The sequence below is a fragment of the Rheinheimera sp. ATLC3 genome (assembly GCF_059429535.1).
In genome coordinates this window covers 3986304-4007927 of the sequence record NZ_CM182103.1, presented here as the reverse complement: position 1 = coordinate 4007927, position 21624 = coordinate 3986304, and the positions used below count along the sequence as shown (strand labels likewise).

Here is a 21624-nt window from a genome sequence, read left to right as displayed (position 1 = left end):
TTCCTTCAAAATACAGTTATCTGCTTATGTTTACTTACCGCTACTCATACGCTGCTTTACTTTGCCAGTCAGCCAGCCAATTATCGGTAAATGTTGATACACCATCTCGGTCAGGTCGTAATAATCGCGGTGGTAAACGATCAGTTCATTCTGCCAGCGCAGCACACTGCAGCCATCCAAGCTAACTAGCTCTCCATTCTTAATTGCCGGGTGGCGCATTTGCATACGCCAACTGAGAAAACCGTGTTCACCCTGCTCTATTTTTTGCCCGGCGCTGAATTCGCTGTACAGCAGTCGGGCATAAGCATGGTCAAAGTAATCCGCCAAGGCTTCGCGCCCTACCAGGCTATGAACAGGATCAGTAAACTCGACGTCAACGTGATAAATCTTATCCAGCTGCTCTAAATTAGCGCTGGATAACTGATTGTAAAATTTCAGAAATTGTTCAATCCGTGGTGCTGCATCAGTTGTCATGCGTTTTTTTAACCTCTGCAAAAAGTTCAAGCGTCTGTTTACGTGCGACAGCGTGATCGACTATGGGCTTCGGATACGCCGACAATGGCTGTGCGTGCGGCCAATGGATCGTCTTACCTGTAAACTTACTCAGTTCAGGTACATACAAACGAATAAAGTCGCCTTTTGGATCAAACTTTTCGCTTTGTGTTACCGGGTTAAAAATACGGAAATAGGGCGCTGCATCAGTGCCGGTAGAAGCGGCCCACTGCCAGCCACCATTATTGGCGGCAAAGTCACCGTCTATCAGCTTGGACATGAAATAGCGCTCGCCCCAACGCCAGTCGATATGTAAATCTTTAACCAGAAAGCTGGCAGCTATCATCCTCAGACGATTATGCATCCAGCCAGTCTGGTTCAACTGCCGCATAGCAGCATCGACAATCGGGTAGCCAGTATTGCCGTTACACCAGGCGTCAAATAACTGTTTATTGTTGTGCCAACGAATATCTGCTGTCTCACGCTGAAATGGCTGATGTTTTATCAGCTGCGGGTAAGCAACTAAAATATGCTTATAGAATTCGCGCCAGATAAGCTCAGACAACCACACACCGGCTCCGCTTTTATCTTCTGACCACGCTTCACCAGCCTCCAATTGCAGCCTGGCAACGCACTGCGACGCAGAGATCACGCCAATGGCCAAATATGCCGATAACCGGGATGTACCGTCTTGGGCCGGAAAATCCCGTTGCTGATGATAGTCGGCCACTTTTTCGCGGCAAAAGCGCCGCATCAGTTCAAGCACACTGGTCTCAGCAACATCCCAATCCGCTGAGCTGCCATCTCCGTCTTTAAGTGGCGGAAAGTCCGGTAATTCCAGCTTGGGTTGATTAATCATCTTTGGACGGCCGTAGCAGTGCACCCCTTCTTCACGCAATTTTGCCAGCCACGTACGTTTAAAAGGCGTGAAAACTTTATAGATATCACCTTGCTGCGTTCTAATATCGCCCGGCGGCATAATGCACTGAGTGTCAAAACGAATAAACTGGCCGTTGTGTTGCTGCACCAGATACTCAACAGCACTATCGCGCTGTTGCTCACGCAACTCGTATTCTGTCTGTACAAAAACATTCAGTTCAAACATCTGGCACAAAGTATGGAATATTTCGGGTACTTGCTGATAACTGCTACCTTCGATAGTCAGCATTGGCAACGCAATCTCCGTCAATTCCTGTTGTAGCTGTACCACGCGCCTACGCAGTAAATCCTGCTTTATCACAGCCATATCATGCAAAGCCCAGGTTTCTGGCGTAGCGACATAAAGCACCAAGACTGCAGCCCCGGATTTTTCAGCATGCTGCAGTGCACTGCATAACACTGCATTGTCCAACAATCTTAAGTCGTTGCGCAGCCATACAAGGTTCAGCTTCTGCATATCAGGCCCTCAGCCCCAGTGACTCGGGGTAAGGTTCAAAATAGCGCTGCCTGCTGACATAGCTATTCGGCTGTAATTTCAGATGGTGCTGTAATAATGTTATCGGTGCAAGTAACGGCACAAAGCCTTGCCGGTATCGGTGAATAAGTTCGGTCAGTTCCTGCTTGGCATCGGCGTTAAGACTGTGTTTAAGGAATCCCTGCAGATGCTGCAATACATTAGTGTGCTGTTTACGGGTAGCGATATTTTTCAGCGCCTGCATCAACTCCAACAGGTAGCGCTGGCGTAACTCCTCCGGTGCAAACAACTTCGCTTGTGCTACGAGACGCCCGAGTGTGCGATAAGCCGTAGGGCTGTGTGCCATAACTAAAAACTTATAGCGGCTGTGAAAAGCGACCAGTTTGCCAATGCTGAACCCATCCTGCATGGTCTGCTGATAATCATGACAACTGAATACGCGGCAGATAAAGTTTTCTCTTAAATCCGCATCGAATAACCTGCCGTCTTCCTCTATCGGTAACCAGGGGAATTTCTGCATTAATTGGTGTGTATATAGCCCGACGCCTAACTTCCCCAGTTGCTGGCCTTTAGCATCGAATAACCTTACCCGTTCCATGCCACAACTAGGCGATTTAGCACATACGATATAACCACTAAGCTCAATAAACTTCGGTAATGTCTTTGCAGTGTAATCCAACATCGCTTCTGTATGGTCGATGTTGTTGTCATTACTTTGTACCAGGTGAACATTCTGCTTTTCATCAAGCTGCAAACGGATAGCCGGGCGTGGCGACGGCATACCAATGGCCATTTCCGGGCAGACCGGAACATAACTTACCAGGGGCAACAGTTGTTGCAAGCAAAATGCAGACGCCTTATGCCCACCGTCGTAACGTACTTTCTCGCCTAATACACAGGCACTGATACCAATTTTGATTGCCATAATTTAAATCCATTACTCGTTAGCGCTAATTACAGCTGTAACTGCTCTGTGGATCGGAAATATTTTATGTCGCAGATCCGTTTGCATAAAAAAACGGCAAGCAGTCTGCACTGCTTACCGTTTTTTAAACCAATTAACCGAGTTGTAACGGGTTATTTCTTGCTTGTCCCCAACTCAACCCGCGACTTTAATTTCTGTCCCGGCCGGAAAGTCACCACACAACGGGCAGAAATGGGGATATCTTCACCCGTTTTCGGGTTACGCCCTGGGCGCTCATTTTTAACCCGCAGGTCAAAATTGCCAAAGCCGGATAACTTTACCTGATCACCCGCCTCAAGGGCCACGCGGATCTCTTCAAAAAAAGCTTCCACTATTAATTTAGCGTCGCGTTTGCTGACACCAAATTTTGTAAACAGACGTTCTGCTAAATCGGCTTTGGTAAGCGCCATTCTTAATCCCTCAACGTTGCGTTGAACTCTTCACCAAGCGCGCTAACTACTTGATTTACCAACTGTTGGATATCTTTATCTTCCAGGGTACGCGCTATATCCTGCAAGGTAACAGCAATGGCAAGTGATTTAAACCCCTCTGCCACACCCGTACCTGTATACACGTCAAACAATTTTAGGTCAACTAATTGATTTCCGCCAACTTTTTTAATAGTAGCAGCTATATCAGCAAAACGCACCTCTGATTTAACTACTATTGCCAAATCCCGCCGGTTCGCCGGATACTTTGACAATTCATGCGCCTGTACAATTTCGCGTAAACCCAGCGCAGCTACTTCCAGCTCGAACAGATAAGCTTTACCTTTAATACCCAGTTTACGTTCTGCTTCAGGGTGTAAGGCACCGACATAGCCAACGTGCTGATCTGCTCGGTATACCGCTGCAGTCTGCCCCGGATGTAATGCGCTGTGTTCAGCGGTTACAAAACGAAATTGCTCAGTGGCAGATGTTTGCGCCAGTAAGGCTTCAACATCACCTTTGATATCATAGAAGTCAGCGTTACGGTTTTCCATATTCCAGTGTTCGTTATGCATTGAACCAACAATAACACCACCAATTACCGGCACTTGCCGTACGCCACCTTCAGATGCCGCATCTGGAATGAACTTTAAACCATACTCAAACAAACGGATCCGGTTTTGCTGCCGGTTCTGATTGTAAATAACGGTTTGCAGTAAACCTGGCCACAGGTTCAACCGCATGGCTGACATATCTGTCGATATTGGGTTTGGCAGCACTAAAGCCTGTTGTTGCGGAAACAGCACCTGCTGCACTTTAGGGTCAACAAAACTGTAAGTGATAGCTTCCTGATAACCCCGGTCTACCAAAACAGTGCGTAAACGTTGCACGTTAAGTTCAGCTTCGCGGAAAGTGCGCATTTTTAAACTGGCTTTAGGTGCCAGGTTTGGAATGCTGTTGTAACCGTAGACACGGGCAACTTCTTCAATCAGATCTTCGGCGATACTGATATCAAAGCGGTAACCCGGCACGGTTACCTGCCAGCCATCTGCAGTATCAGTTACATCAAGCCCCAAACGGCTGAAAATGGCACTGACTTCAGCTTTGTCGATGCTGATACCTAAGATCCGCGCTAACTTCGCCTGGCTCAGGCTAATTGTTTTCACTTCGGGTAAATGCGCTTCAGAAACGGCTTCAACTACAGGGCCGGCTTCACCACCGCAAATTTGTAATAGCAGCTCAGTCGCCCGCTCCATTGCCTCATGCTGTAACTGTGGGTCTACGCCACGTTCATACCGGTGTGAAGCATCGGTATGTAAGCCGTACTGACGGGCTTTACCAGCAATAGCCAGCGGTGCAAAAAATGCACTTTCAAGAAATACGTCTTTGGTTTCAGCCGTTACGCCACTGTGTAATCCGCCAAAAATACCCGCCATAGCCAGCGCTTTACTGCTATCAGCGATAAGCAGCGTGTTGGCTTTTAACACAACTTCACTCTCATCCAGCAGAACCAGCTTTTCTCCCTCCTGCGCCAAGCGTACATTGATGTCTCCATCAATTTTTGCCAGATCAAAAGCATGCATAGGGTGGCCAAGCTCTAACAACACAAAGTTAGTGATATCTACCACTGCATCTATACTACGCACACCGCAGCGACGCAGCTTTTCGGTAAGCCAAAGAGGGCTGGCGGCTTTGACATTAACATTGCGCACTACCCGCCCTAAATACCTTGGACAGGCTTCAGGGCTGCTTAACGTGATGGTTTTCTTGTCGGTAACAGACGCCGCAACCGGTGTTATAGCCGGCTGGCTAACACTGAGTTTGTTTAATACGCCAACTTCCCGGGCTAAACCTTTAATACCCAGGCAATCTGCGCGGTTAGGCGTTAAATCAACCTCAATGATACGATCATCCAGCTTCAGATAGTCGCGGATATTCTGACCAACAGGTGCATCCTGCGGCAACTCCAGTATGCCGTCTGAATCATCTGCCATGCCAAGCTCTGATAATGAGCACAACATACCATGTGACGGTTGACCGCGTAACTTAGCTTTCTTAATAACAAAATCGCCCGGCAGCACAGCACCAACTGTTGCAACGGCAACTTTTAGTCCCTGACGGCAGTTTTTCGCACCACATACGATGTCCAGCAGTTCGCTTTCACCAATACTGACTTTTGTAACCTGCAGTTTGTCTGCATCAGGGTGCGGTCCGCACTCGATGACTTCACCAACCACTACGCCGCTGAACTCACCGGCGACAGTTTCAATACCGTCAACCTCAAGACCTGCCATGGATAACTGTTCAGATAAGGTATTGGTGTCAATGGCTGGGTTTACCCACTCGCGTAACCAGGCTTCACTGAATTTCATCTAAATTAACTCCGCTTATCTGAACTGTTTTAAGAAACGTAAATCGTTTTCAAAGAAGGCGCGCAAATCTGTTACGCCGTAACGCAGCATCGTCAGACGCTCAACGCCCATACCAAAGGCAAAACCGCTGTACACTTCCGGGTCGATACCCACAGAACGCAACACATTAGGATGCACCATACCGCAACCTAGTACCTCAAGCCATTTCCCGTTTTTACCCATTACATCAACTTCCGCTGAAGGCTCGGTGAATGGGAAAAACGAAGGTCTGAAGCGGATCTGCAGGTCTTCTTCAAAGAAGTTATGCAAAAAGTCATGCAAAATACCTTTTAGCTCCGTAAAGCTAACGTTGGTATCAACCATTAAGCCTTCGACCTGATGAAACATCGGGGTATGAGTTTGATCGTAGTCGTTCCGGTAAACCCGGCCCGGGGAAATAATACGCAGTGGTGGCTGCTGCTGTTCCATAGTGCGTATTTGCACCCCTGATGTTTGCGTGCGCAGCATCAGCTTGGGGTTGAAATAAAACGTATCGTGATCCGCCCGGGCAGGATGGTGCTCCGGAATATTCAGAGCATCAAAGTTGTGAAAATCATCTTCGATTTCCGGGCCGTGTTTTATATCAAAGCCAAGTTCAGCAAAGAATGACGAAATACGTTCAATAGTGCGGGTTACCGGATGCAGACCACCCGTCTCCAGAGTCCGGCCCGGTAAGGTTACGTCTATTTGTTCCTGTGCCAGTTTAGCCGCCAGTTGCTCGTGCTGCAGCAAGTCGCGGCGTGTGTTTAACGCCTCCTGCACTTTTTGCTTCAGCTCGTTTATCTCAGCACCGGCTTGTTTGCGCTGCTCCGGGTCCATCGCACCCAGTGATTTCAAAAGTTCAGTAATGCTGCCTTTTTTACCCAGAAACTCTACGCGGATAGTTTCCAGCGCAGGAATATCTGCGGCGGCGGCTACGGCCTGTAAGGCATTTTCCAATATTGCTGTTAGGTTCATGCGTGTCCTCAAAGCAGCTAAGGTTATATCGTGTCAAAGCCGACAATGATACACCAGAATGCGGGTTAAACGCAGGCTGCTGAGGCACTTTTTCTACAAAGAACGCGCTGTTTTAGTTAAGAATGTCTTTTACAAAAGGAATGGTAAGCTTGCGCTGGTGCACTAAAGTGGCTTTATCAAGTTTATCCAGCATACTGACCAGCGCCCGGATGTCCCTGTCCTGATGATTTAACAGATAACGTGCCACTTCATCAGGCAGCTCCATACCGCGTAAACGTGCTTTCTGCTGCAGCAGCTTTTGTTTATCCTCGTCTGTCAGTAAACGCAGCTGAAACGCCGTACAAGCCTGCAGCCTGGACACCAAATCAGCCAGCTGCAACCCCATCTGTGACGGGCTTTCGTTACCAACGATAATTAAGGCTTTACCCTGTTCCTGCATACGGTTATACAAATCAAACACTGCCGTTTGCCAGCTGATATCACCCGCTATCGCCTGAATATTATCCAGACATACCAGATCTAACTGCTCCAAATCATCGAGCAACCTTGGGCTTAACAGTCTGCAATCATCTAACGTCAGTAACTGGCTGGTCAGGCCCTGTTCCTGAGCTTGCACACAGGCCGCGTAAAGTAAATGCGATTTACCACTGCCACTGGCGCCAAACAGGTAAACCGGGCTTTGCTGCATACGCTGCTGCAGGTAGCTTTTCAAAAAAACCACAGCTTCGCTTTGCCCCGCGGCGTAGAAGCTGTCGAGCGTTTCATCTTCCGGCAGTGTTACGGCAAGCGTGTACTGTAGTGGTTGCATCAGGGTTTAACGTACTCAAATCGGGAAAATACCGGTTGTTCACCCGCATTCAGTGACTGATACTCAGCGGTATTTTCTTCTGCTACTACACGTAGGCGCGGGTTAAAGCGCAGAGCGTTCATCAGGCCGTCGGCGCTGATACTGGTGCTTAATTTATACTGTGCGCTATCGCTGTCATAGCGAACTATTGTCACTTCAGATACGCCAACCATCTGCTGTAATAATTTTTGAACCTGTACCAGCGCGGGCAGATCAGTAAGATGCTGAACTTCAAGCACATAATCACTATCGGACTGCGCTGACATTACACTGGCATACTGCTGCGCCAACTGAGATGACAAGGAGGCAGCAAAGCTTTGCATCAGGCTGCTTTCATCCTTTTCTATGATTTCATCACGATAGGTTCTGCCATTTTCCTGCCGTTGCCAGTTTAGCCGCAACATGGGCTGACCGTCTTGCTCAGTGCTATCGACAGCAACCAACACGACGATATCAGGCCGGTAACGGACACTGGCCTGATTAATCTGCTGCCAAAACCCGGCCCAGACGTCAGTTTCGGACAGGTTCAACAGGTCATCCATATCGTACAGCGGGAGTAAAAGTGGCAACCCCGCCTCACCAAATGACTGTTGCAGCGCGGCATTTAGTGGCTGCTCAGAGCGTCTTACAAAATTGCGGTTTCCATCTTGCTGTTGCACCAGCCAGACCAGAATATCCGGACGAAGAGCGCCCCAGACTGCAACATTATTCTGTTGTAGTAGCTGATTCACCTTAACAGCATCCAGCAGTACCCGCATGCGGTTGCCATCAGCATGGCGTATTGCCTCAAACTGTTTTATATAGGCAGAAGCTTGCTTAAACTCGCCTTCCAACTCAGGCGCAGCGGCTATATCAGATTTACCACTGACCCGGATCAACACCTGTTTTAAAGCGTCCTGTTGCCATTCACCTTCAGCAGCGACATCAGCATGATATAAATTGGCAACCTGACCTGCATGCACAGCCATACCAGACAAAGCACACAGCAGACTGAAAAGATGTAACATCTTGATCATTGTTTTTTACCTCAGGCCAGTACCGGAAAAATGCCTTTTAACCCCGCACTGATAAATTCTACAGCAATAGCAGCCAGTATAAGCCCCATCACCCTGGTGATAATATTCATCCCGGTTTGACCTAAACGTGCCGAAATTTTATCTGCCAACCGCATCAACGCCCACAAGCCGAAACCGATTAACACAAGCTCGGCAGACATAATAGCGTAATGCTGCCAACCATCACTACGATTGGCATACAGAATAATGGAGCTTATTGCGCCAGGCCCGGCAAGCATTGGCATCGCTAATGGTACAACGGCGACTGATTTGCGATGCTCTGCCTCTTCGCGCTCAGCATCAGTATTTTTTGCACTACTGGTTTGTGCGTATAACATTGAAATTGCCATCAGCAAAATCAGAATGCCGCCACCCACTCTAAATGAGTTTACCGATATGCCAAAAAAGCTCAGTATAAACTCGCCGAAAAACAACGTAATAAGCAAAATTATCGTCGCTGCTTTAGCGGCGCTGGCTGCTGTTGCCCGTCTTTCAACAGCATTGTAGTGCTGGGTCAACGACAAATACAGAGGCAAAGCTCCAAGCGGATTCAGAATGGCGAAAATCCCGATAAGTATTTTCAGGTAATCCTGTATTTCCAGCATTCACAACCTCCTGTTTTATCATTCGCAGTGTAATGACAAAAGCGCGCCACTTTCAATGTGTTATGGAAAAATAATGCCACCCTTCGGTGGCATTTGACTTTCAATGCTTAAAGCTACCCGGGCCGGACACCGGCCGTAAGTGCAGAACGCAGTATATTACAGTTCGATGCGAGCCAACCGGATTGCCTGCACAAAAGGCTCGTGCAATGCCAGCGTAGTTTCCGCATCAAGGCTGGTACCGTTCTTGTCACGTAAACTGATGGCGGTTTGTTTATCAGCCCGGCTTAATACCAACTGGTATTCACCATCTGGTAACGGTAGTACGGGTTTGGTATCACTACCCCAGATTTTCGACCAAAAGCCGGGCTCTGGTTTCTGATAGTTCAGGTAGTAAGTATACGATGACCGGTTAATATCTGTTACATCAAGGTTTAGCTCGGTAAAGAGCGCTTCCAGCTGAGACCAGGTGACATCAATAGGCTGCGGCGTGACTAACGCCGGGTTACCTTCAGCATCCATTCCCGGCTCTAGCGATACATCCGGTGCTTTAGCTTTATTAGCGCGGGCGATAATGATTTCTTCTTTACCAATACGGTCAATGATCTGATTAAGCAACGCGACTTCCTGCCGCTTTGTATCCGTTTTGCTTAACTTGGCGTCCGGGGTAAAATACTGATGCTCCAGCATAGTTACGGTAACGCTTGCTGAGCGTCCGTGTGGGCGAGGTTCAATACTAATTTTGTAACGTGCCTGCTCCTGCTGCTGGCTGGACTTCCAGAACCAGAACCCCTCTTCCTCCGAACGGGCGATCCAGCCGGTCGTGTAATTAAGCCCCTGCTCATCAGATGTAAGCTCAATACCTTGCTCAGCAAACTGTGTTTGCAACATTTGCTTTAGAAACGGCACCAAATCACCGGTATAATCGCTGCGATCAAACCAGACACGTGACAATTTATCGCCTTCTTCTACACGGCTGCTGCTGGCCGTACCCAGAACCAAAGCCGGTGAACGGATATCAACGGCAGTATCGGCTCTGTTGGTATCCGGAATGTCATACTTTGCTGGTCTGGCAGGTGCTTCTAACCCTGCGGGTACTTTAAGTTCAGGTACACTTGCCGGCTGACCGACTGTTTCGGCTTGCTCAGTTTGTAATAATGAACAGCCTGTCAGCAATACGCTCGCTACTACACTACTTTTAATCCAATGTTGCACGTTACTACTCCTAAATTTGGTGCGATACGGCTTTAGTGCTGATTAGAACTCAATACCTGCCTGCGTTAATGCCTGTTCGATTATACTGCCGTGAATTGGTTCAAGTTGCGTTAAAGGTAACCGCACCTGATCTGATTTTATCAGCCCCATTCTGTGTAACGCCCATTTTGCCGGTATAGGATTGGCTTCAATGAACAGATCATGGTGTAACGCCTGAAGTGTTTTATCAATAGCTTCTGCGTCAGCTGCATCACCGTTGCACGCTGCCTGGCACAATTGCGCCATTTGTTTTGGTGCAACGTTGGTCGTGACAGAAATGACACCATGCCCGCCTTTTAACATAAACTCAGCCGCACTGGCATCATCGCCACTTAGCAACATGAAATCGGCCGGACATAATTGTTGTAAGTCGGTCAAACGTGTCATCGAGCCTGTAGCCTCTTTAATCCCGACAATGTTTGACGTTTTTGCCAGCTCAGCGACGGTCTCGGGTAATAAATCTACACCGGTTCGCCCCGGCACATTATATAGCAGTACCGGCTTATCCGTTGCGGCTGCCACTGCATTAAAATGCAGTACCATGCCTTTTTGCATCGGTTTGTTATAAAACGGCGTTACCGTCAGAAAGCCGTCAATGGGTAGTGCAGACAGCGCTTTAGTGCGTTCGACCGCCTCAGCAGTTGCATTTGCACCGTTACCGGCGATCACAGCGATACGGCCCTGAACCTGCGCACATACAGCTGAAATCACCTGTATTTGCTCAGCAAAACTTATGGTAGCCGCTTCACCGGTCGTGCCCATAATCACCAGGCCTTGTGTACCATTTTCCAGATGAAAATCAACCAAACGCTTGAGGCTGTCATAGTCAACTATTCCCTGATCAACCATAGGTGTAATTAGCGCGACCCAACTTCCTCTGAACATATGCAATACAGCCCCATTTAACGATAAGGGCGCCTATGTTAAAGAGACACTGGCGTAAACACAAGAATCGAAAAGCGTTTAGGCTGCACCGGGACAAACGGATGACATAATCTGGCGGTATGTTACACTTGGCGCCAGCACTTCATGCCTTGTATTATTTGGTTTGTCATCTGGGTTTTTATACTATGCCACAACAACTTGTAGTAACGGCCATCGGTACCGACCGTACCGGTATTGTTAGCAAACTGGCGCGTTTAGTTACCGACTGTAATTGCAATATCATTGACAGTCGGATGGCTATTTTTGGCGGCGAATTTACATTTATCATGCTGCTGTCCGGTGACCCCGCGGCCATCAGCCGGATAGAGCATTTGCTGCCCGGGCTTGGGCTTGAACTTGATCTGACGACGATGACCAAACGTACCAGTGCGCACCAGCGTAAAGCGGTAGCAGCGCATTATGTACTGGAATACCAGGGGCCAGACAAAGTGGGTACTTTAGGCAGTATTACCGGATTGCTGGCAAGCCGGCAGGTTTATATCGGCTCTTTGCAATCAGAGAGCAAAACAGCGCCAGACGGTCAGACGATGATGCATACTATTATGACATTGGAACTGCCAGAAGGTGAACCGGCTGAGGCTATTGAAGCAGACGTCATGGCACTGGTCTCTGAAATGAATCTGACAGGCAGCTTTCATGCCCAAACCTGAAAAGGAGCAGTAATGTCTTATTTAGCAAAAGGTGCAGTAGCGCCGGATTTTACCCTGACAAATCAAGATGAGCAGCAGATTACACTCAGTCAACTGTTAAAAACTAACCGCGTGCTGATATATTTTTATCCTAAAGCAATGACACCTGGCTGCACAGTGCAGGCATGCGGTTTAAGAGATACTAAGCAGAAATTGCAGGACAAAGGCGTGACGGTAGTTGGCATCAGCACCGACAGCCCTGCCAGACTCAAAAAGTTTGCCGAGCGCGACAGTTTGAATTTCACGTTGTTAGCAGATGAAGATCATAAAGTGGCAGACAGCTACGGCGTCTGGGGCGAAAAGAAGTTCATGGGCAAAGTATATGACGGCCTGCACCGCATTAGTTTTCTTGTAGCACAAGATGGCAAGATAGAGCAGGTGTTCGACAAATTTAAAACCAAAGATCATCATCAGGTTGTACTGGACTACTTAAATTAAGCCGGACGCAAAGATTAGCGTTGCACGATAAAAGCAACTACCCGATGGCTGCTGACAGCCACTGTTAAGGAGTAAATATGCAAAAACATATACTGGCATGTCTAGCAGCTGTTGCCATATCAGCACATGCTGCCCCACTTGAGTCAGAAAAAGCATTACTGCAGCTCGATACTGTGGCAAGTGGCTTCAATCACCCCTGGGGGATGACGTTTTTACCTGACGGCAGCATGCTGATTACCGAACGCAACGGTGGTCTAGTCAAACTCAGTGCTGATGGCAAAAACAAAACCGCCATCTCCGGTTTACCAGAGATAGACGCCCGCGGTCAGGGTGGTTTACTTGATGTGATCCTGGCGAAGGATTTTGGCAGTAGCAAACAGATATATTTCAGCTTCAGTGAACCCCGCGGTGGCAAAAACAGTACTGCGGTAGCCAAAGCCACATTGAACGATGCCAGTTTGAGCAACGTTGAGGTTATCTTCAGCCAGGCACCTAAATACGACAGCCGCCACCATTTTGGTAGCCGTCTGGTACTGGATAACGCCGGAAAGCTGTTTATCACAACCGGCGACAGAGGCAGCGAGCGTGATCAGGCGCAGAAACTGGATAACCATTTAGGAAAAGTGATCCGTATTAACACTGACGGCAGCGTACCTGAGGACAATCCTTACGTCAGCAAGAACGGCGCCAAAGCAGAAATCTGGTCATATGGGCACCGCAATATGCAAGGTGCAGCTTTGCATCCGCAAACCGGGCAGCTGTGGACCCACGAGCATGGCCCGCAAGGTGGTGACGAAATTAATATTGCCCAGCCGGGTAAAAATTATGGCTGGCCGTTAATTACATACGGTGAAGAATATGGCGGTGGGGTTATCGGTAAAACTGCGCAGCAAGGTCTGGAACAACCACTGCATTACTGGGTACCTTCAATAGCCCCAAGCGGTATGGCATTTTACACTGCCGACATGTTCCCTTACTGGCAGCAAAACCTGTTTGTTGGCTCGTTAAAATTTGGGCAGCTGGTTAGGTTAGAGCTCGATGGTAATAAGGTTACGCACGAGGAACGCATCATGATTGGCCAGCGCATCCGCGATGTAGAACAAGGCCCTGACGGCTTCCTGTATATACTGACTGACAGCTCAGACGGCGAGCTACTGCGTATCATGCCGGCAACCGAATAACCCAAGCAGTAACAAGCTTACTGAAAAAACAGTGCGCCAACAGGCGCACTGTTTTTTTATGTCACTATATTTCTATATCGCTGTATTGCTATGTGGATGCGCGCGCTCTGACCAGGCATTTATTGTCGCTTTAACCAGAGAAGCCAGTGGAATAGCGAAGAATATGCCCCAGAAACCAAACAGACCGCCGAAAAATAACACTGCAATAATAATAAACACCGGGTTCAGATCGACAGCTTCAGAAAACAGTATAGGTACCAGCAGATTGCCATCCAGTGCCTGAATAATACCGTATGCCAGCATCAGATAACCAAACTCAGCCGTCGGGCCCCACTGAAAAAAAGCCACCAGCGCTACCGGCAATGTCACCACTGCCGCACCGATGTACGGAATAAGCACCGACAGCCCCACCAATACCCCAAGTAACAGCGGATAATTCAGACCAAAAATAGCAAATACGGCATAGCTGACAGCACCAACAATAAAAATTTCCAGTATCTTGCCACGGATATAATTCATGATCTGCGCATTCATTTCATGCCAAACCTGACCGATAAGCTTACGCTCAGAAGGTAGCAGTTGTACGAAGCTGGCCGTTAACTGCGCTTTATCTTTAAGCATAAAGAACACCATCATCGGCACCAGTACAAGGTATATCAGTAGCGCAACCAAATCGACAATAGAAGCCAGCGACAACTGCAGCATATCCCGGCCAAACACCATCAACCGCTCGTCCACTGAATGAATAAGAATATTTATTTGCTCTACGCTAACCATACCGGGAAAAGACTGCGGTAACTCCAGCAGGTAACTACGCCCCTGCTCTATCATTTGCGGCAAATCCCGAAGCAGATTACGCCCCTGATACCAGACAATGGGTATAATCCACATCAGGGTCAGTGTTGCCAACCCGAGAAAACCCGCTACAACGGCAATGGTACTGACAGAACGTGACAAGCCAAGTCGGGTTAGCCTAACCACGGGCCATTCCAACAGATAGGCAAATGCAATAGCTACCAGCACCGGCGCCAAAATGCCACTTAACCAGTAAATCGCCATAAATCCGATCAGCAGTAACAAAAACAATGTGACCACTTGCGGATCTGAGAATTTATTGGCGTACCATTTTTTCAACCAATCCAGCATATTAGAACTCCAGCATCGGGCAACACGGCAAAAGTGCCTGAGTCCGCATCAGTATACCGAAGATAACGGAGAATTTGGCGCTAAACCGTCTGTTGGCAAAAAATATATGTTAAGTTAGCGCCCTGACAAACTGGAACTAATCGCAAAAAATCCAGACAAAGTCAGCATTACGTTAGTGACTATTAAATACAACAGGGGCAGGTGTTTTTCACATGACATTCTCTGCAGTAAACAAGCCCGTGCTCATTTGTCTGCTGGCTGCATTATCACAGGCAGCCATGCCATCTGCACACGCAGATTTACCGGATCTTGGCGGTAACGCTTTTAATACCATTACGCCAGACAAAGAAAAGCAGCTCGGTGATGTAATGATGCGCCAGACCCGGGGCAGCTTACCGATGGTGTATGACCCCTTGCTGGATGAATATATTAACTCTCTTGGCAACCGCCTGGTGGCCAGGGCAAATGATGTCAAATTTCCTTTTAAATTCTACTGGATTGACAACAAGAACATTAATGCTTTTGCGACACTGGGCGGCAATGTCACCTCACACACCGGTACGCTGGCAATAGCCGATAGCGAAAGTGAATTCGCGTCTGTAATGGCGCACGAAATCGCCCACGTTACGCAGCGTCACATTGCCCGTTTCGTTGAAGCCCAGAGCCAGAAAGCCCCGCTGACGCTGGCAGGTATTTTAGGCGCTATTGTACTGGCAACGGTAAACCCGGAAGCAGGTATGGCGGCGATGATGGCAACACAGGGTGCATCCCAGCAAAGTGCCATCAACTTTACCCGCGGCAATGAGCAAGAAGCTGACCGCATCGGTATGCAAATTATGGTAGATGCGGGCTTCGACCCTTATGCTGTGCCTAATTTTTTCCGTAAATTGTCTGAGCAAAGCCGCTTTGTAAACCAGCAACTGGCATTTTTGCAAACGCACCCACTATCACAAAGCCGGGTAAGTGATACCCGCTTACGCGCCGAGCAATTCCAGCAGCGGTTTATACCCGACAGCCAGGATTTTACCCTGACTAAAGCCCGTGTGCTGGCTCGCTATCATTACGGTAAAAATGATGCGGAGACTGTCTTTCGCAAAAAACTGACAGAGCCAGGCGGTAATACCAAAGCGAATCAGTACGGTCTGGCAATAGCGCTACTGGATAAAGGCGATCTGCAGCAGTCACGTAAGCTTATCGAACAGATGCTGGAAAAGGATGAACACAATTTATATTATATTGACGTTTATACCGATATTTTACTGGCGCAAAAGGAATACCAGCTTTGTTTGGATATGCTGGAGCAACAGTATCTGCTGCGGCCGAATAATCAGGTCGTTACGCTAAACTATGCCAATGCAGCACTCACATCCGGTGCCCCCCGGCTGGCTATCCATTTACTTAAAAGCCTGCTGTTTTATAAAAGCGACAATATCCTGGCGTACGATCTGTTGTCTGAAGCTTATAAAGCGGTGGGAGACTTTGCCCGTTTTTATGAAGCGCGTGCAGATCTGAGTTATCAGCGTGCAGATTATCCGCGAGCGATAGACGATCTGAACGAAGCATTGAACCATTTAAAACCGGAAGAGAAACTGGAAAACCGCCGTCTGGAAGCTAAAAAAAGACAGCTGCAAACTGAATTTGACCGTTTGCGTCGTATGTAAATCAGCCTAGTAATTTCTACCGACAGGACAACTGATGATAAAAATATACCATAACCCGCGCTGCTCTAAGAGCCGTGAAACACTAGAGCTATTAAAGGAAAAGGGACAAGAGGTAGACGTTGTCGAGTACTTAAAAACGCCCCCCACGGCTGTAGAGCTGAAACAATTACTGCAGTGGCTCAACATCAGCGCCCGGCAGTTGCTGCGAACAAAAGAAGACGAGTACAAAGCTTTGGGGCTTGATAACGAGGCATTGAGCGAGCAGCAACTTATCGATGCAATGGCCGCCCACCCAAAACTGATTGAGCGGCCGATTGTTGTTAACGGCAACAAGGCTGCCATTGGCCGCCCCGCAGCTAACGTATTGAATATTTTGTCATGACAGCCACTATTCTGGTGCTGTATTACTCCCGGCACGGTGCTGTTGCAGCCCTGGCGGATAAGATAGCCATAGGCGTACAGCAAGCTGGCGCCGAAGCACTGGTACGTTGCATCCCGCCACTTGATCCGCAACATGCCAGCCGCCACGCCCTTGTCAGTCAGGCCGAACTTCGGCAATGTGATGGCCTGGCATTTGGCAGTCCGGTGCGCTTTGGCAACATGGTTGCTGATGCCAAAGCCTTCTGGGACAATACTACCAGCATCTGGTTAAAGGGTGAGCTGATTGATAAACCTGCCGGCGTTTTTACGTCGTCAGGCAGCATGCATGGTGGTAACGAAGCCACCTTACTGAGTATGAGCCTGCCGCTGTTGCATCATGGCATGCTGTTAACCGGCTTACCTTACAGCGAGCCAGAGTTACATCAGACCAAAAGCGGTGGCACGCCTTATGGCCCGACACATGTTAGCGGCCATCAGGCCGACAATAAACTGAGCGTGGAAGAGCAGCGCCTGGCAATTGCCTTTGGTAAACGCCTGGCCACACTCAGCCAGCAACTTAAGCAACACAAGGATTAACGATGCCATCTGGTAGTACTGTCCCGTTATCCGCACAAAGCCGCAGATATCTGCAGCTTGGCCGGTTCGGTTTTTGGGGGCTGTGGTTGTTACAGCCACTTTGGATCCTATGGCTTGCACCACCTCAACTGGGCAATGCTTATGTGTTATTGGCTCTGCTGTGGCTGCCTTTGTGGTTACCGCTGTACGGCATTGTAAAAGGCCATGCCTACACTATGGCCTGGGCAAATTTTATTGTGATGATTTACTTCCTGCATAGTCTCACCAACCTGTGGGTCAGCAATGGTATGCAGTGGGGATTATCACTGCTGGAACTTTTACTGGCCGGTGTCATGTTTGTTGGCTGTACTTATTATGCCCGCTATCGTGGACAGGAATTGGGTCTTAAGATCCCGAAGTTAAAAGACGAACCCGAGTTCAAAAAGCACTGATTTGCCTGCCATAGCTCCGGCCAGCCGGAGCTATAAACCGCCGCTTACTCGCGTTCTTCCAGCCATTCTACTTTTTCAATTTGCTCAAACCTATTGCTTATTTTATGCGCTGACGTATGAATTTGCTTCACATCAGCAGAGGCCTGATCGATATGTTTAGCTAAGTTATCAAAACGACCGCGAAAACGGGAGAAGTCTTCAGCGAGCTTAACCAAATGTTCCTGAATAAGGTGCACCTGCCGTCGCGTTGCGTCATCTTTTAATACGCTGCGTGCAGTCGTCAGTACTGCCATTAAAGTGGTTGGCGATGTCAGCCACACTCTGCGCCTGTATGCCTCTTCCACGATGTCAGCATGATATGCATGTAGCTCAGCAAAAATGGCTTCGGCCGGCAAAAACATAATGGCACCATCTGCTGTTTCATTAGCAATGATGTATTTATCCGCAATATCGTTGATATGTTTTTTCACATCTTGCTTAAACTGACGCTGCGCTAGCTTGCGCTCCTCTGTGCCAGCAGCAGGATCAGTCATTTTTTTATAGCTCTCCAGCGGAAACTTTGCATCTATAGCGATATCACCACTGGGTTTGGGCAGAAACAACATACAATCGGCGATACGGCCATTACTCAGCGTATGCTGTAGTGAAAAATGTTGTTCTGGCAATACATTACGAATAAGCGCTGTAAGTTGCACTTCACCAAAAGCGCCACGTGAGCGCTTATCCGCCAGCACTTCCTGCAAGCTGACTACGTTACCGGAAAGCTCGGTAATTTTTTTCTGCGCATCGTCAATCAGCGCCAGGCGTTTAACAATATCGGTAAAGGTCTGGTTCGTCTTTTCAAAACCATCGCTTAAACGTTTTTCAACCTGACCGGCAATATCTTTCAGGCGTTGATCAATGCTGACGGTAAGCTGTTTCACTTGTTCAGCCAGCATAATAGCCTGTTGCTGCAGGTTTTTACTCAGCTCAAAACGCGACGCTTGCTGCGTATCCGTAATTTTCTGCAGTACCTGCAGCAAATGCTCCTGTTGCTGCTGCTGCAGTTGCTGCCGTTGCAGGTGTAGCTGCTCCAGCAGCTGTTGTTGCTGCTGTGCCTGCTGCTGCGCTTGCTCCAGTTTAAATTGTGTCAGCTGCAAGCTAACGTCGTTGCGCCTGAATAGAACAACAAGCAGTAATATCAGGTTTAACGTTAATAAACCTGCAAGCAAATAAAACCAGTATTCGGTCGACATAAAATCCTTGTGGCGGTAAACCATTAGCTCGCTCGGTGCGTACAACTGGCAACTATACAACGTTATTAATACGACAATGAAGCAACTGGCATTATTTCCGCTTAATAGTTTTATTCTACCGGATGGTCGCATGCGCCTGCGTGTGTTCGAGCCCCGTTATCTGCGCCTGGTTAGTGAAGCCAGCTCAGGTAAACGTGATTTCGCTGTTGCCCAAATTAACCCCTACGTTAGTCAGTCACATTCAGACAGGATCTTGAGCCTGGCAACACGGGTAAATATCGAGGACTTTGAACAGCTTGAAGATGGATTGCTTGGTATTACCATCAGAGGTGTAGAGAAAGTACTGATTGTAAAGCGCTGGCAAGAAGCGGATAACTTGCCTGTCGCTGAAGTAACCGGATTAGATAACTGGCCGGCTTTGGATATAGAACCGCAATACACACCACTTATTGCACAGTTGGAGAAATTACTGCAGCAACACCCTGCTCTGCAACAGTTATATCCCAGCCCAAACTACCAGAACGCCAGTTGGCTGGCATCACGCTATCTGGAACTGATACCGATGCAACCGGCACTTAAACAGAAACTGGCATTACAAACCAGTCCATCTCCTTGCCTTGACAGTCTGCAAGCCTGGCTTAATTACAATACCTGATTGCGTAATCGCTGGTATGCGGCATCTTCATCGTCAAGAATAATGGCCACTACCTGCCACTGCGTTTCACAGCGCTGCAAAGTATAAGAGGTATGGCAGGTAAACAGCACTTTACTGTTAATGTCATAGAAGCGCCAGTACAGGCTGACGAACTGCAGCTGTTCAGATAACCGCAACTGATGCTGCAGCACAAAATCTGCATTTTCTACACCCAGCTCGCGGTATTTCTCAACGCGTGATAGCACATAGCCTTGCAGGCTTTCGATATCAGTCAGTAAGGTTTTATTGTCGCCGGCAAGCAACATGCTGGGTAAGGATATCAGCTGGCCGAAACGCTGCAGATCGCTGCTGATATAAGCCTGAGCGTATTGCTGAAAAAAATCTGACACTGCTTGCATTTAACTGATCCCCAGATATTTGTGAACCTGCACACTTAAACGAAAGTTATGCCGTTTACACATCGCGATGGCTAACTCCGTGGCACGGCGCTGCTGGCTGATTGGCTGCAGGTAAACCAGCTTAGCGGTTGTGTCTGTGCGTTGCAATAACTGCAACAGTTCATCAACATGTTTCTCCATCGCTACCGGGTGTTTAATTTCGTTCGCTCTGTCCAGTGCACTTTGCAGTACTGTATAGCCGCCAGCCATATTGACCTTGGGTGATACGGTAACCCAGGTGTCAGCAGGCGCTTTTACCTCAAAGGTGCCGCTGGTTTCAATCTGGGTACTATAACCATGCTGGTGCAGTAGATGGCATAGCGGGTTCAGGTCGTACATGCAGGGCTCGCCACCGGTAATCACCACATGCTTAGCCTGATAACCTTCGGTTGCAAACAATGCAAGCAGCTCAGCAGGACTTACCTCTGCCCAGTGCTCAGTCTCAGCGATTTTAATCACGATATCGCCAAGCGGCTGACGCAGCGTATCTTTTATCTCCCAGGTATGTTTGGTATCACACCAGCTACACCCTACCGGACATCCCTGCAGACGGATAAAAATAGCCGCAGCACCGGTAAAGCTGCCCTCCCCCTGAATGGTTTCAAAGACTTCGTTAACTTTATACACGCTGTGCTTTACCCTTTAGCCCATGGCTGATTTACTGTACAATGCGCGCCCCGCTGCAGCAGAGCGGCGAAGTTGCTGAATTTGAGCTGCATTATACAAGAGAGGGCCAGCGATGCCGAACAAAGTTGTTGTGATTTATTCCGGTGGAATGGATTCGTTTACTGTATTACACAAAGCGATTCAGGCCGGGCATGACGTCTATGCCTTGTCTTTTAACTATGGTCAGCGCCACGTTAAAGAGTTGCAATGCGCCGCCGAGGTGTGTCAGGAACTGGGAATAAACCATAAAATTGTTGATATATCTGCTATCAATCAGTTACTTGCAGGCTCTTCGTTAACCGACAATATCGACATTCCGGAGGGCCATTACGCCGCCGACAACATGAAGTCGACCGTCGTGCCTAACCGCAACATGATTTTGCTGTCACTGGCCGTTGGCTATGCCGTATCACTTGGCGCCAGCCAGGTTTATTATGGCGCTCACAGTGGCGATCATTTTATCTACCCGGATTGTCGGCCCGAGTTTGTGCAGAAAATGCATGATGTCTGTCAGATAGCCAACTATGAGCCGGTCGATATTATCAGCCCGTACTTAGCGCAAACTAAAATTGAAATTCTTGCTGATGGCCTGGCCATGGGGCTTGATTACAGCAAAACCTGGACTTGTTATAACGGCCGGGAAAAAGCCTGTGGTAAATGTGGTTCCTGCCAGGAGCGGCTGGAAGCCTTTACGCTAAACAACACTACAGATCCGCTGCCATACGAGTAGTCTGTAACCCGATAAAAAGCCCTGCCAAG

Annotated in this window: 24 protein-coding genes; 9 read left to right on the top strand and 15 right to left on the bottom strand. The window is 48.3% G+C overall.

Annotated features, from left to right (window positions below; all coding sequences use genetic code 11):
• Positions 1 to 30: 30 nt before the first annotated feature.
• The 11 genes from AC5SV9_RS18700 to dapA all read right to left on the bottom strand — a co-directional run bounded on the left by AC5SV9_RS18700 (position 31) and on the right by dapA (position 11309).
• On the bottom strand, positions 31 to 474 hold the full coding sequence (locus tag AC5SV9_RS18700; RefSeq protein WP_475149401.1) for a nuclear transport factor 2 family protein: 444 nt from the start codon (positions 472 to 474) through the stop codon (positions 31 to 33).
• The gene (gene phrB / locus AC5SV9_RS18695) at positions 464 to 1888 is read right to left on the bottom strand and encodes a deoxyribodipyrimidine photo-lyase (protein ID WP_475149399.1); all 1425 of its coding nucleotides are present in this window, start codon (positions 1886 to 1888) and stop codon (positions 464 to 466) included. Before phrB ends, AC5SV9_RS18700 begins: the two co-directional genes overlap by 11 nt.
• 1 nt (position 1889) lies before the next feature.
• Positions 1890 to 2831: a YbgA family protein gene (locus AC5SV9_RS18690; protein WP_475149396.1), complete on the bottom strand. Its 942-nt coding sequence runs from the start codon at positions 2829 to 2831 to the stop codon at positions 1890 to 1892.
• Positions 2832 to 2983: 152 nt separating this feature from the next.
• Positions 2984 to 3280: an integration host factor subunit alpha gene (locus AC5SV9_RS18685; protein ID WP_134055317.1), complete on the bottom strand. Its 297-nt coding sequence runs from the start codon at positions 3278 to 3280 to the stop codon at positions 2984 to 2986.
• A 2-nt stretch (positions 3281 to 3282) separates the two neighbouring features.
• Positions 3283 to 5670, bottom strand: a complete 2388-nt coding sequence (gene pheT / locus AC5SV9_RS18680) for a phenylalanine--tRNA ligase subunit beta (RefSeq protein WP_475149393.1) — start codon at positions 5668 to 5670, stop codon at positions 3283 to 3285.
• Positions 5671 to 5685: 15 nt separating this feature from the next.
• Positions 5686 to 6666 carry a phenylalanine--tRNA ligase subunit alpha gene (pheS, locus tag AC5SV9_RS18675; protein ID WP_134055321.1) on the bottom strand — a complete coding sequence of 327 codons (981 nt, stop codon included), beginning with the start codon at positions 6664 to 6666 and terminating at the stop codon, positions 5686 to 5688.
• Between the two features lie 112 nt (positions 6667 to 6778).
• Positions 6779 to 7474, bottom strand: a complete 696-nt coding sequence (hda, locus tag AC5SV9_RS18670; RefSeq protein ID WP_475149390.1) for a DnaA inactivator Hda — start codon at positions 7472 to 7474, stop codon at positions 6779 to 6781.
• On the bottom strand, positions 7474 to 8529 hold the full coding sequence (locus AC5SV9_RS18665; RefSeq protein ID WP_475149389.1) for a DUF8605 domain-containing protein: 1056 nt from the start codon (positions 8527 to 8529) through the stop codon (positions 7474 to 7476). The genes hda and AC5SV9_RS18665 overlap by 1 nt, the downstream gene beginning before the upstream one ends.
• An 11-nt stretch (positions 8530 to 8540) precedes the next feature.
• A complete protein-coding gene (locus AC5SV9_RS18660; protein WP_134055327.1) occupies positions 8541 to 9173 on the bottom strand; it encodes a YchE family NAAT transporter in 633 nt (210 codons plus the stop codon).
• Positions 9174 to 9329: 156 nt separating this feature from the next.
• Entirely contained in the window at positions 9330 to 10385 is a 1056-nt protein-coding gene (bamC, locus tag AC5SV9_RS18655; RefSeq protein WP_475149386.1) for an NlpB/DapX family lipoprotein, read from the bottom strand.
• 42 nt (positions 10386 to 10427) lie between these two features.
• Entirely contained in the window at positions 10428 to 11309 is an 882-nt protein-coding gene (gene dapA / locus AC5SV9_RS18650; RefSeq protein ID WP_475149383.1) for a 4-hydroxy-tetrahydrodipicolinate synthase, read from the bottom strand.
• Positions 11310 to 11494: 185 nt separating this feature from the next.
• Here dapA and AC5SV9_RS18645 point away from each other — a divergent pair, with 185 nt between their 5' ends.
• The 3 genes from AC5SV9_RS18645 (at position 11495) to AC5SV9_RS18635 (ending at position 13677) form a co-directional block, all read left to right on the top strand.
• Positions 11495 to 12019 (top strand): glycine cleavage system transcriptional repressor, encoded by a 525-nt coding sequence (locus tag AC5SV9_RS18645; RefSeq protein ID WP_475149382.1) that lies wholly within the window; start codon positions 11495 to 11497, stop codon positions 12017 to 12019.
• Between the two features lie 12 nt (positions 12020 to 12031).
• A complete protein-coding gene (gene bcp, locus AC5SV9_RS18640; protein WP_475149379.1) occupies positions 12032 to 12496 on the top strand; it encodes a thioredoxin-dependent thiol peroxidase in 465 nt (154 codons plus the stop codon).
• A gap of 77 nt (positions 12497 to 12573) precedes the next feature.
• A complete protein-coding gene (locus AC5SV9_RS18635) occupies positions 12574 to 13677 on the top strand; it encodes a PQQ-dependent sugar dehydrogenase (RefSeq protein ID WP_475149378.1) in 1104 nt (367 codons plus the stop codon).
• 72 nt (positions 13678 to 13749) lie between these two features.
• Here the strand turns inward: AC5SV9_RS18635 and AC5SV9_RS18630 are convergent, their stop codons facing one another.
• Positions 13750 to 14823, bottom strand: a complete 1074-nt coding sequence (locus AC5SV9_RS18630; RefSeq protein WP_134055339.1) for an AI-2E family transporter — start codon at positions 14821 to 14823, stop codon at positions 13750 to 13752.
• 212 nt (positions 14824 to 15035) lie between these two features.
• Here AC5SV9_RS18630 and bepA point away from each other — a divergent pair, with 212 nt between their 5' ends.
• Genes bepA through AC5SV9_RS18610 form a run of 4 tightly spaced genes read left to right on the top strand, consistent with a single transcriptional unit; the run spans position 15036 to position 17872 of the window.
• Positions 15036 to 16484: a beta-barrel assembly-enhancing protease gene (gene bepA / locus AC5SV9_RS18625; RefSeq protein ID WP_475149375.1), complete on the top strand. Its 1449-nt coding sequence runs from the start codon at positions 15036 to 15038 to the stop codon at positions 16482 to 16484.
• Positions 16485 to 16518: 34 nt separating this feature from the next.
• Positions 16519 to 16866 carry an arsenate reductase (glutaredoxin) gene (gene arsC, locus AC5SV9_RS18620; protein ID WP_475149373.1) on the top strand — a complete coding sequence of 116 codons (348 nt, stop codon included), beginning with the start codon at positions 16519 to 16521 and terminating at the stop codon, positions 16864 to 16866.
• The gene (gene wrbA, locus AC5SV9_RS18615; protein WP_475149369.1) at positions 16863 to 17441 is read left to right on the top strand and encodes an NAD(P)H:quinone oxidoreductase; all 579 of its coding nucleotides are present in this window, start codon (positions 16863 to 16865) and stop codon (positions 17439 to 17441) included. The genes arsC and wrbA overlap by 4 nt, the downstream gene beginning before the upstream one ends.
• A gap of 2 nt (positions 17442 to 17443) precedes the next feature.
• On the top strand, positions 17444 to 17872 hold the full coding sequence (locus AC5SV9_RS18610) for a DUF2069 domain-containing protein (protein ID WP_475149367.1): 429 nt from the start codon (positions 17444 to 17446) through the stop codon (positions 17870 to 17872).
• A gap of 44 nt (positions 17873 to 17916) precedes the next feature.
• Here the strand turns inward: AC5SV9_RS18610 and AC5SV9_RS18605 are convergent, their stop codons facing one another.
• Positions 17917 to 19107: a DNA recombination protein RmuC gene (locus AC5SV9_RS18605; protein WP_475149364.1), complete on the bottom strand. Its 1191-nt coding sequence runs from the start codon at positions 19105 to 19107 to the stop codon at positions 17917 to 17919.
• A gap of 76 nt (positions 19108 to 19183) precedes the next feature.
• Here AC5SV9_RS18605 and AC5SV9_RS18600 point away from each other — a divergent pair, with 76 nt between their 5' ends.
• Positions 19184 to 19762 (top strand): LON peptidase substrate-binding domain-containing protein, encoded by a 579-nt coding sequence (locus AC5SV9_RS18600; protein ID WP_475149362.1) that lies wholly within the window; start codon positions 19184 to 19186, stop codon positions 19760 to 19762.
• On the opposite strand, the gene AC5SV9_RS18595 is transcribed toward AC5SV9_RS18600, so the two are convergent.
• Positions 19750 to 20160 carry a DUF6841 family protein gene (locus AC5SV9_RS18595; RefSeq protein WP_475149360.1) on the bottom strand — a complete coding sequence of 137 codons (411 nt, stop codon included), beginning with the start codon at positions 20158 to 20160 and terminating at the stop codon, positions 19750 to 19752. The genes AC5SV9_RS18600 and AC5SV9_RS18595 overlap by 13 nt on opposite strands.
• Entirely contained in the window at positions 20161 to 20826 is a 666-nt protein-coding gene (queE, locus tag AC5SV9_RS18590; RefSeq protein WP_134055354.1) for a 7-carboxy-7-deazaguanine synthase QueE, read from the bottom strand.
• A 112-nt stretch (positions 20827 to 20938) separates the two neighbouring features.
• On the opposite strand from queE, the gene queC reads away from it, so the two are divergent.
• Positions 20939 to 21595, top strand: a complete 657-nt coding sequence (queC, locus tag AC5SV9_RS18585) for a 7-cyano-7-deazaguanine synthase QueC (RefSeq protein WP_134055356.1) — start codon at positions 20939 to 20941, stop codon at positions 21593 to 21595.
• Positions 21596 to 21624 lie beyond the last annotated feature (29 nt).